This window comes from Novipirellula sp. (genome assembly GCF_041583735.1).
GTDB lineage: Bacteria > Planctomycetota > Planctomycetia > Pirellulales > Pirellulaceae > Novipirellula.
In genome coordinates this window covers 25,206-36,017 of record NZ_JBFHFD010000016.1, presented here as the reverse complement: position 1 = coordinate 36,017, position 10,812 = coordinate 25,206, and the positions used below count along the sequence as shown (strand labels likewise).

Here is a 10,812-nt window from a genome sequence, read left to right as displayed (position 1 = left end):
TCATTTGCGAGCTCGACTTGGTGTCCAGCGAATGGGCATGGGCTGCAGACATCGTTCTTTCAGTCAGCTTTTGAGGACTTGGTTTTCCAAATACTACAAACATGATCTACTTAGTCAAGTATGATTGTCGGCGTTTGTGAGTTCAGAATTGAACGATTCTGCGGATTCGTGGTGGCCCACCGCATCCGCAGGGGAGGTCGAGGCTTCGCTAACCGGAGGAACCTTCACAAATTGCCCCGTCTCAACACGCTTTCCTGCGTGTAGAATGGGGCATCGGCCCTATGTCGCCGGATGACTCTGGATGCCCCCGATATCGGCGTGGTGGTTCTTGCCAGCGTCGGAGACGTCGGGCGACATTAAAAAAACTCTTCTGACACCCGAATTCCCATGCATGCACTCATTCGGCGAACAAAGCGAGATTCGAGCTCTCAGGGCTCCCTGCCGCGTCTGAGCCTTGCCGCAGCGACACTCGCTGCACTGAGCCTGGTGACGGAACCCGCGTCGCTTTGCGGCGACACGGTCGAAATTTCTGGCGGGGGGCACGTTAGCGGCAAAGTCCGGCGGCTGGATGACAAGAAAATGGACATCGTCGCGGTGGATGACGAGATCAGCGTCGCAATTCCTCAAAGCCGTGTTCGACGGGTGGTTTCGTCCGACAAACTGGAGGAATACCTGCGTAATGTGGCCATCGCGGGGGAAGATGCCAATTTACAATACGAGCTAGCGATTTGGTGTGCCACAAATATCAAAGACAACACCGACGCCTACAAACGATTTCACATGCAATTGGCGATTCGCTTTGATCCCGAGCATAGCAAGGCACGGGCGGCGTTGGATTATGTAAAAAACGAGGATGGGAAGTGGATTCGCTACAGCGATCTGCAGCGATCGCGAGGCATGATCTCGGTAGCGGGAAAGTGGATGTTGCCTGAGGCGGCCGCGATCGAAGAAATCCAGGACGCGACGAATGTCGACTCCAAAAAGTGGATCAAAGAGGTCGACCGGCTGATTCGCGTCGCGGTGCGTGGCGGCAGCAAGGGGGACGAAGCCATCGCGTCGCTCAAAGCGATCGACGATCCCTTGGCCGCTTCGGCGATCGCCAAGCAATTGCTGCAGAGCAACCACAACCAACGTCTGAAACGGCTGTGGGTCGAAATCCTCGGTCGTTTCCACAATTCGGTCTCGGTCGAAGCGTTGGTCCGGGTGGGAGTGCAGGAATCGGACCACGTGATCCGCGAGGCCGCCATGGAGGAACTCGAGCAATACGGTAGCGGTTCGGCGGTGGCGACCTACGTCAATATGCTGGGAAGCTCGGACAATGGCGATGTCTTGCGGGCCGCGCGAGCGCTCAGCTATTTCCCCAAACCCGAATTGGCCCAAACCTATATCAATGCTTTGGTCACCAAGCACACCGAGACGGGGCCCGCCGGCCCCGGGATGCAGGTTGGATCGAGCAGCGGCGGAGGCGGTGGGTTGGCCATGGGCGGCAAACCCAAGGTGGTGACCCGATATCTTGAGAATCCGCCGGTATTGACGCTGCTGAAAATGATCGAACCCAACGTCGATTTTGGCTATGACAAACTGGCTTGGCGAAAGTATTTTGCGGCAAAACTGGGGCGTAGCAGCGGGGATCTCCGACGCGACCCTTAACCCCGCGCTGCCCATCGCCGCCCCAACATGCAAAAAAAGGGAGGGGGACGTTTGGGGCCAATCACGCGTTCTCATCCCGGCGGGCGTCACTGCCGAGAGCTGAAAAAAGTTTCGCCAGGCTCCAAAATCAACGGATCTGGTTAAACTACAAGCTGAGCCGCATCCCCCCCTAAAAAACACTGAATCACTCTGTCTGCCATTTTGCAATGTTAGCCAATCGCCCCCTACCGCTGCGGAAACACAGATCGATGCGATTAGGGTCGATTGCGTCCACCGGTTTCACGCTGATCGAACTGCTGGTGGTGATTGCGATCATCGGGATCTTGGTGGCATTGTTGTTGCCTGCGGTCCAGGCGGCTCGCGAGGCGGCGAGGCGGATGCAATGTCAGAACAACTTGAAACAAATTGGCTTGGCATGCCACAACTATGAATCGGCGTACAGGTCGTTGCCGTGGGGCGCCAAAGGAGGTCACGGTTACAGTTGGACCACCGATATTCTGCCATTCGCCGAGCAGAATGCATTGTGGGAAATGGTGCCTCCGATGCGTAATGGCGCGGTGACGTTCGAGGATCGCAAACAACTGGCCACACTCGCTACGACGTTGGTACCGATGTACCGCTGCCCCACCGAACCCGGCCCGACGTTCTTGTTTGACAGCAACGGGTTGGCGATTGATGGCAGCGATGTGGCTCGAGCGATGAATAGCTATCTGGGAAATTCCGGATCCGACGTGCTGCGAGACAGCTATTCGAACTCGTCGCTGTTAGGAATGGAACGAGGCAACGGGGTGTTGCGAATCGGTCAATTCGAACGCCATCCTCTCGACCCGCCCAACGTTCCGGCCAAATTGCCTTGGCCGGGGCCGATCACGTTTGCCGCGATTTTAGATGGGCTGAGCAACACGGTGCTGTGCGCCGAAACGCGTTTTATTGACGAACCGAAGTGCGATATCTGTAGCCACTTTGCGGTCTATCATCCTGAGTTCGATCGCCGTAAAGGAAAAGCGAACGGATCGGATTTCTCCGAGGCATTGATGTCGCTGTACCATCGACTGAACCTCGACATCGCCCCCAAACAGGAACTCGAGATTTCCGCGGGCAGTTTTCATGTGGGCGGCGTCGTGACCCTGTTTTGCGACGGGTCAGTCAAATTTCTGACCGACAGCTTGGATGACAAAGTCCGCCACGCGATCGGCTCGCGAGCGGACAAAGAGGTCTTCGACAGCAGCAACTTGTAGCCTACCGGCGACGTTTAGTCGGCGAGTTTCTTGACTCGCAAGTTGCGGAAATAGACCACACTTTTGGGATCATGAGCTTGCAGGGCAAAGGTGCCCGCATCATTTAAACGACGCTCAAAATCACCCGAGAAGGATTCTTTGCCCTCGGGTTCGGTGTAATCCACGAGCGTCCGGCCATTGACCTTTAACTCGATGTGCCGCCCCTTGACGATGATCTCTTGCGTGTACCACTGATTGTCCTTCACACCGGGGTCGGCGACATCGTTGACCGAGTACAAACTGCTCGTCTTTTTGGGGTCGTGGTGGGACACGTTGACCTGACACTCGTACCCGTATTTGGGCCATCCCTTGGGTTGGTATTTGGTGTGGAAATAAATCCCAGCGTTGCTGCCGGGCGTGGTCATGACTTCGGCCTTGAAATGAAAGTTTTTAAACGGAGCTTGGTCTCCGACATAAAACAGATGACAACGCTCGCCTTTGCAAACAAGTTGGCCATCTTCGATCACCCAGGACTCGGGATTCTCTTCGGCCTTTTTCCATCCGTCAAACGACTCGCCGTCAAACAGAGAGACAAATCCAGCCTCGCTGTGCGGAGCCGATTCGTCCGCGACAGCCGAGTCGTTTGCGGTAGCGAGACTGACCAACATCAGACTCAGTGACATCGACGCGAACGGTTTCATCATCCAATTCATGGTGTGCTTTACTGTGATCGTGAGGAAGCTAAAAAAAAACGCTTGCCAACTCAAACGGTCGGCAAGCGAAAAAACTCTAACAGAACTCGCCATTAGGATCAGCGAGCAGGAGGGAGCGTGATTAGAGACCGGCGTCGGTCGCGGGAAGTTTGTTTTCCTTGATTTTCTCGCCAAACTTCTTGCCATCCTTGCTCTTGTGATCGGCAGCCTTCTTGAATCCTTCGAGGATCTTTTTCTTGGCTTCTTCAGGATTATCTTTGATGTACTCTTTGGGGAAATCTTCGGCTTTCAAGTACTCGTGAATCGCCTTGCCGTATTCGTTGCGGGCTTCTTCTTTCTTTTCACCCTTCACGTGGCAAACGTAGCAATTGGCTTTCTTACCCGTTTTCACGAAATCCGGATCGGCACCTTCACCGAGGTACTCGCTTTTCCACTGCTTTCCAAATTCGCTAATTGCCATGGCTGGCGTCATGAGCAAGCATAAAAAACCGAGACAGATTGCCAAACGTTTCATTCATTTTCTCCGCGAATTCGATATTTAAGGTAGGCTCTAGCTTGGAGCGAGGCAGGAAGTGCGACCGCTGATACAGCCACACAATGCACTATTAAGTCCTAGATCGGACCAAAAGTCAAATCAAACTCAATTTTCTTCGTCTAATTCGACTAAATCTGCAGGGGTCATGATCGTCAAGGACCGCTCGTCAAAGCCACTAATAACGGAGCCATATTGGCGAAAATCGCCCGGCATCAGACTGCTGGCGGGCTGCGTTTTTAAGTTTCCTGAGGCCCAATCCACCGCCCACCTTGGGGAACGCTCCTCCGCCCACTGCGGTGGCTCTGTTTTTAAATCGACCATTCGCACCACCTCTTGGTTTCCTTGCGAATCGACCAATCGCAACATCGGATCCGACAGATCGGGCTGGGTGTCGTAGGCGTTCGCTTCTCCACGCAGGATCAACAGCGAGGGATCGTTTTCAAGGGGATCGAGCCCCGAGACTTCGACGGCCGCAATATCTGGATTGACGATGAACACGCAGTTGCGGGCGTCACGGTCGACCGGCAATGGGTAGGGGCCGGTCGCGGTTAACCGCATTCGCACCAAGCCACGTGGGGCCATCGCGATGACTTGGTCCAACAACAACTGAATCGGACGCGCCGATGGCGGTGGTTGACGGACCGCACCTGCCGTATCAATCATCCGTCCAGTGACCGCCAGCAGACCGTTTTCCCAACGCATCTGCAGCTCCGCCGCTACATCCATGTGCAACATCGTCATCTCGCCACGAATACAGACGTTGTACATCTCAATCGACACCAGTGGCAAAGGTCCCGATGTCACCGTGCCGGAAACGGCATCGGACGAGGTGTCCGCATTTTCAAACCCCGTTGCCGAGGACTGCGATGAGTCAGCGAGCAAGGGGGTTCGGCCAATCGCTTGAAAACGGACCGCATCGGCATGCGTGGTCACGTCGATGGCATAGACATCGGGATGACGCACAGGATTTTTGATCGTCAAACTGCAATCGGTCAGACGAACAAGTCGATTGTCCTGCAGCGATAACAAACACCCCCCCCCCATCGACGATACAGGGACCGACCACACCAGATGTAAGTCTTCTAAGTCGATTCGATTGGATCCGATATCGAACAGTTCCACAGGGTGAATCGAAGGCAAATCGGACGAATCAAACACCACGATGCTGCCACCGACGCTTGAACTGATCACCAAACCATCGCGATCAATTTTGATAGGAGCACTGCGGATCATCGGTTCGGCAATTTCAATTCGATCGACGCCAAGTTCGCTCGACAACTTGATCGCTTGCGCTAACGAAGAGACGTACGCATAGTCTTCCGCGTCATACTCGTCCGAAACTAAACCCGAGATCGACAAACTAACGCGAATCGCTCGAGGATTGGCTGTGCTGGGCACCGAGATCCCTGCCGCAGCAGTCGACTTGGTTGAATTGGCTGTTGAGTTTGAAAGCGGACGTTCGGCAGCGGGACGCTCGCTGGCAGGACGATCCACCGCCGCAACCGTTGTCGTCGGATCGAGCGTTTCCTTCATGGTCGTGCTCGATGCCGCAGGTCCGCCAAGTTCTTCGGGGACCGGTAAATCACGCATGCGAGGCGGATCCGAGGGTGAACGCTCTGATGCAACCGCCGCAGCACTTGGGTCGCGACTGGAACCACTTGGTGCTATCGTGGCTGCACCTTTTGACGATGGTGGCACGCTGTCGGCACTCCCATTAACGGCGGCTCGCGGCCGACCGTTTGCAGTTTCTGGACTTAACGCCCCGTTTTCAGTCGAGACATCGGGCAAACGTTGCACCGACAAATTGACCACGCTATTACGCTGCGGCACCACGATCGCAAAATCGTCTCGCGCAAGATCCGATGCCACGTACAACCATGCCGCGGTAATCATCAACAAGGCAAACGCCACCAACCACGGTGCATGTTGCTCGATCAATTGAACCAACGGACCGCTGTTGTTGACCGTGACCGGTCCCAAGGTTTGCACGCGTTCATAGCCTTCGCGGCGAGCCACTTCTTGCAGATCGGCAATCAAATCCATCGCGGTCTGATAGCGATCTTCAGGCCGTTTAGCCAACATTTTTTGTAAGACTGCCGCCAAATCACCACTGACCTCGCTTCGCAACTGACGCACGTCCGGCGGCGGCGTTTTGCCATGATTGATCAACTTTTGCAGCATCGTGCCGCCGGGGTAGGGCGGTTGCCCCGTCAGCATGAAATACAGCGTGCAACCCAGCGAATAAATATCGCTTCGCAAGTCCGCATCTCGCGGGTCGTTGGCTTGTTCGGGCGAAATGTAGTCGAATGTCCCCAGCGTCACCCCGCTGGCGGTCATGTCTTCGCTCAATTCAAAGTTGTCAGAGCGTGCCAGCCCCATATCGACAAGCTTGATCGTTTGCCCATCGCCGATCAACACATTCGATGGTTTGATGTCACGATGCACGATCCCGCGATCCGAGGCATGCTGGATCGCATCAGCAAGTTGACAGGTATAAAAGACCGCTTGGTCAGCCGACATCACGCCTTCACGATGAACCAAGTCGCGAATATTCGTTCCTTGGATGTACTCGAAAACAATGTAGTGCCAATCATCGTACGTGCCGACATCGAACACTTTGGCGATTCGCGGATGATCCAACTTTGCCGCGCTTTGCGCCTCGTTGCGAAAGCGACGCTTTAGATCGGGATCATCGCCTACGAACGGAATCACCTTGATCGCAACGGTCCGGTCCAATTGCTCGTCGTGGGCGCGGAACACCGCCCCCATCCCGCCACCGCCGATAAAATCTTCCAACAGAAAATGGTTCAACCGCTTGCCAAGCAAGACGTTGGCGACCGAGGCAGGCGTGCGATCAAGCTTGTTCCAGGCCGATTCATCGGCGTGAGCGCGAGAGGATCCGCGAATGACCGTTCTCGCTTCGGCAATTTCCTGAATCTCCGCAGACTTGATCAAACTCGATTCGGGCGGAGCATCCCCGGCACTCAAATCGTCGTCCTTGCCACGACGAATGGTCGATGCATCCGTTCGAATTGATTCGTCAGCCATAAAAAGATCACCAACGCGGATGCGTCCAAAGGCATCAAACAACGATTGATGCAACGCATCAATGACAGAGAAAAGGTGTCTGCGATCGAGCGGTCTCCAACAGCTCGACTCGATGACTTGTGCGTGTTTTTGTCTGTTTTCGCAACGCTTCCTAGTCTAGTCAGGGCGGCCAAGTCGGTCAACGAAACGTTGCTTCTTCGCCAAGCAATTCCTCGATCAGGTGGCAGTACGAGTCGTAACGCCGAGCATCGATGCGAGAATCGGCCACCGCGTCTTTGACCGCGCACCCATCTTCGCTTAGATGCAAGCAATTTGGATAGCGACAGCCGCTCACGTAGGGCCTCAGATCGGGCATTAACGCCGAAACCTCGCTCGATCCGATGTCCCACAGCTGAAATTGACGAATTCCAGGGGTATCAAACACAGCACCACCCCCTTCCAAGGGGATCAGCGTTGTGGCCGTCGTGGTGTGGCGTCCCTTTTCGTTATCCTGGCTGACGGCCGACACCGCCAATCCGAGTCCGGGCTCAATCGCGTTGAGCAGACTGCTTTTTCCGACCCCGCTTTGGCCTGCGAGCGCCGTCTGTTTGCCTGCCAACAAGGCCCTCAAATAGCCGACATTGGTGCCATCTTCGGCCGATGTGACGAGCACGCGATAGCCCATCGATGAAAACACCCCGACCATCGGTTGCAAGGGCACCGGATCAATCAAATCCAATTTGTTGATCACGATCACGGGCTCGACCCCACAATGTTCGGCGGTCAACAAAAACCGATCGATCAGTGCCGGTTTCAATCCCGGTTGTGCCGCGCTGGTGATGATCAGCAGATAATCGACGTTGGCTGCGATCACATGTTGTCGCCCCCGGCTGGTTCGGCTAATCACGCCGCTACGGGGATCGATGCTTTCGATCATGCCATCGGAAGGAGATTCGGCGCGAAAAAAGACGCGGTCGCCCGCGACGATCACTCCGCGTTGTTCGATACTGAGCGATTTCAGCACCTGGCGGATCGCGCATTCATAGAACACCCCGTCTTCGCCAAGCACTTTGCTGCGCAACCCATGAACGCTGATCACACGTCCTTTGATCAGCGATTGATCCGGCGACGAGGTCACGCCGTCCTCGTCCTGCTCGATCGTCGGATTGTTGACAGTCCGCTTTCGCGTCAGCTCGCCTTTGCCGCTGACGCGTTCTCCATGCACCACATCGGCAAGCTTTTCCACATCGCCTTGCTGGAAGGTTCGCGTCACGTCGCCTTGGCGAACGCGACCCTGATACTTCTTACGAAAGTCAGTGCGTTGTTTTCCGCGTTTCTTTTTGGCCATTAAGACGCCATCCGCTAACTCTCTTGCGGTGACGAATTGGAATGACCTCCGACGGCCGAACCAGGGCTATGGTCGGCACCGCTTTCCGGAGCAAGCGTTTGCTCGACCGGTGGCGGATCACCTTTCTTACGATTGCGCACTTGAATCGAGATCCCGATCAGATCGGTCAATTCGGCTTCGCCAAGCTCTTCGTGCTCCAGCAGCGAACGCGTGATCGTCTCGAGTTCACCGCGATGTTCACGTAGCAACTGCTCGGCTTTCTGGTCGGCTTCCAACAGAATCCGTGCGACTTCTTCATCGATCAATTCTTGCGTATGCTCGCTGAATTGACGTGATTGGTGAATTTCACGCCCCAAGAACGGATCTTCGTCGCTGGTCTTATAGCTGACCGGTCCCACCTTGGGACTCATGCCCCAGTGGGTGACCATTCGCCGCGCGATACTGGTGGCGCGTTCGAGATCATTTTCGGCCCCGACACAGGTTTCGTTGTAAACGATTTTTTCGGCCGCACGGCCTCCCAACAACACGATCAATTGATGCTCGAGCTCTCGCTTGCTGATGCTCAAACGATCTTCGCTAGGGACGTACTGCGTCACGCCCAGGGCGCGACCACGTGGAATGATCGTGACCTTGTGGACCACGTGGGCTCCATCGAGATGCCATGCGGTCAACGTGTGTCCGGCCTCGTGATAGGCGGTCTTTTCCTTCTCGCTCTCTTGCAAGACCTCTTCACGTTTGGCCCCCATCAGGATCTTGTCGCGAGCAAAATCAAAATCACTCATTTCGACAAGTTTTTTGTCTTGCCGAGCTGCCCACAACGCCGCTTCATTGACCATGTTCCGAATGTCAGCACCGGTCAAACCAACCGTTCCTGCGGCGAGTCGCTTGAGGTCAACATCGTCACCAAGCGGTACATCGCGAACGTGGACCTTGAAAATCTCTTCGCGTCCCTTCATCGTCGGACGCCCCACGGTGACGTGACGGTCAAAACGTCCCGGACGCAGCAGGGCCGGGTCGAGAACGTCGGGACGGTTGGTGGCGGCGATCACAATCACCGTCTGGCTTTGCGTAAAGCCGTCCATTTCGCCGAGAATCTGGTTCAGCGTCTGCTCGCGTTCATCGTGACCTCCGCCCACGCCGGCGCCACGTTGTCGTCCGACCGCATCGATTTCGTCGATAAAAATGATCGATGGACTGTTTTCTTTGGCGGTGCGGAACAGATCGCGAACGCGACTGGCTCCGACGCCCACGAACATTTGAATGAATTCGCTACCGTTGACCGAAAAGAACGGCACTCCCGCTTCGCCTGCCACGGCGCGAGCCAACAAGGTTTTACCGGTACCGGGAGGTCCGTTTAACAACACTCCCTTGGGGACAAACCCGCCGAGTCGCTGAAACTTTTCAGGCGTTTTGAGATATTCGACGATCTCCTGCAGATCCGCCTTGACCCCTTCAAGTCCGGCCACCTCGTTAAAGGTGATCATTTTGTCGGATGCTTCGAACAACTTTGCAGGACTCTTACTGAATCCTGACAAAAACCCGCCTCCCATCATGTCGCTTCGCGTGCGGCGGAGCATCATGAACAGAAAGAAAACGATTCCCAATGGCAAAATGATAAACGCGATGATGCTGATGATCTGTTGCGAATTATCAGGGGGGAGAACGCGAAAATCGACATCGGCCGCCTCCAATCGCTCCTGCAATCGAACCGTCGCCCCCGCATCGTTGGATTGACGGAAAACAAACTCTTTGGCCAACCGGACCGGTTTGCCCTCGTCATCGACCTGCGGCTTTAGCTTGCCATCCTCGATCACCGGAGGGGCTTCGGGGCGAACCTTGAACGTTCCATAGACTCGCTGATCCCCGATCTGGACCGCTTCGACGTTGTTTTTAGCGAGTTCATCAAGGAAGAAGCTGGTGGACACCTCGGCAATGTTCGCGCCACGATTCATGAACAGCATGGCGATCAATCCTGCGACCACCAACGCGATCAGAAACGTGTTGTTGCCACGTTTGTTCGCGCCGCTGCCACCCTTTTCCGAATCTTTCTCGTCGGACCTTTTATCCATCGGTTTCCTTTGTCAGCCTTCACCCGGAGGTTTATTCTCTTGCTCACTCGTTATCCCGCGTTGGCTTGGCGATCACGCCAACCCCCGTCCTAACGAGCGTTTTTTGTTGTTAAAATTGTCATACCTGCAGCCCCATTCGCCCAGCCCCAATCGCCTGGGGTGCACGTTGCATGCCGATTGTTTCAGCCCGACACACTCTTTTACTGTAAATGCTTGCTCAAGAAGCCAATTGGGCAATCGCTTCTTACCCCAA

At 55.2% G+C, this 10,812-nt stretch carries 7 protein-coding genes; 2 read left to right on the top strand and 5 right to left on the bottom strand.

All coding sequences use genetic code 11. The annotated features are described in order from the left end of the window. The first annotated feature begins 387 nt into the window (after window positions 1-387). The gene (locus tag ABX962_RS02845; RefSeq protein WP_372716422.1) at window positions 388-1,650 is read left to right on the top strand and encodes a HEAT repeat domain-containing protein; all 1,263 of its coding nucleotides are present in this window, start codon (window positions 388-390) and stop codon (window positions 1,648-1,650) included. Between the two features lie 248 nt (window positions 1,651-1,898). After that, window positions 1,899-2,888: a DUF1559 domain-containing protein gene (locus ABX962_RS02840; protein ID WP_372716420.1), complete on the top strand. Its 990-nt coding sequence runs from the start codon at window positions 1,899-1,901 to the stop codon at window positions 2,886-2,888. 14 nt (window positions 2,889-2,902) lie between these two features. Here the strand turns inward: ABX962_RS02840 and ABX962_RS02835 are convergent, their stop codons facing one another. The 5 genes from ABX962_RS02835 to ftsH form a co-directional block, all read right to left on the bottom strand. Continuing rightward, window positions 2,903-3,580 (bottom strand): DUF1080 domain-containing protein, encoded by a 678-nt coding sequence (locus tag ABX962_RS02835; RefSeq protein ID WP_372716418.1) that lies wholly within the window; start codon window positions 3,578-3,580, stop codon window positions 2,903-2,905. Between the two features lie 121 nt (window positions 3,581-3,701). Further along, window positions 3,702-4,094 carry a hypothetical protein gene (locus ABX962_RS02830; RefSeq protein WP_372716416.1) on the bottom strand — a complete coding sequence of 131 codons (393 nt, stop codon included), beginning with the start codon at window positions 4,092-4,094 and terminating at the stop codon, window positions 3,702-3,704. Window positions 4,095-4,220: 126 nt separating this feature from the next. After that, on the bottom strand, window positions 4,221-7,163 hold the full coding sequence (locus ABX962_RS02825; RefSeq protein ID WP_372716414.1) for a serine/threonine protein kinase: 2,943 nt from the start codon (window positions 7,161-7,163) through the stop codon (window positions 4,221-4,223). Window positions 7,164-7,341: 178 nt separating this feature from the next. Continuing rightward, on the bottom strand, window positions 7,342-8,490 hold the full coding sequence (gene rsgA, locus ABX962_RS02820) for a ribosome small subunit-dependent GTPase A (protein WP_372716412.1): 1,149 nt from the start codon (window positions 8,488-8,490) through the stop codon (window positions 7,342-7,344). Between the two features lie 14 nt (window positions 8,491-8,504). After that, window positions 8,505-10,559: an ATP-dependent zinc metalloprotease FtsH gene (gene ftsH / locus ABX962_RS02815; protein ID WP_372716410.1), complete on the bottom strand. Its 2,055-nt coding sequence runs from the start codon at window positions 10,557-10,559 to the stop codon at window positions 8,505-8,507. Window positions 10,560-10,812 lie beyond the last annotated feature (253 nt).

Excerpts from the sequence above, each read along its gene's own strand:
- ABX962_RS02845 (WP_372716422.1), top strand. The coding sequence starts at position 388 with ATGCATGCACTCATTCGGCGAACAAAGCGAGATTCGAGCTCTCAGGGC.
- ABX962_RS02840 (WP_372716420.1), top strand. The coding sequence starts at position 1,899 with ATGCGATTAGGGTCGATTGCGTCCACCGGTTTCACGCTGATCGAACTG.
- ABX962_RS02835 (WP_372716418.1), bottom strand. The coding sequence starts at position 3,580 with ATGAATTGGATGATGAAACCGTTCGCGTCGATGTCACTGAGTCTGATG.
- ABX962_RS02830 (WP_372716416.1), bottom strand. The coding sequence starts at position 4,094 with ATGAAACGTTTGGCAATCTGTCTCGGTTTTTTATGCTTGCTCATGACG.
- ABX962_RS02825 (WP_372716414.1), bottom strand. The coding sequence starts at position 7,163 with ATGGCTGACGAATCAATTCGAACGGATGCATCGACCATTCGTCGTGGC.
- rsgA (WP_372716412.1), bottom strand. The coding sequence starts at position 8,490 with ATGGCCAAAAAGAAACGCGGAAAACAACGCACTGACTTTCGTAAGAAG.
- ftsH (WP_372716410.1), bottom strand. The coding sequence starts at position 10,559 with ATGGATAAAAGGTCCGACGAGAAAGATTCGGAAAAGGGTGGCAGCGGC.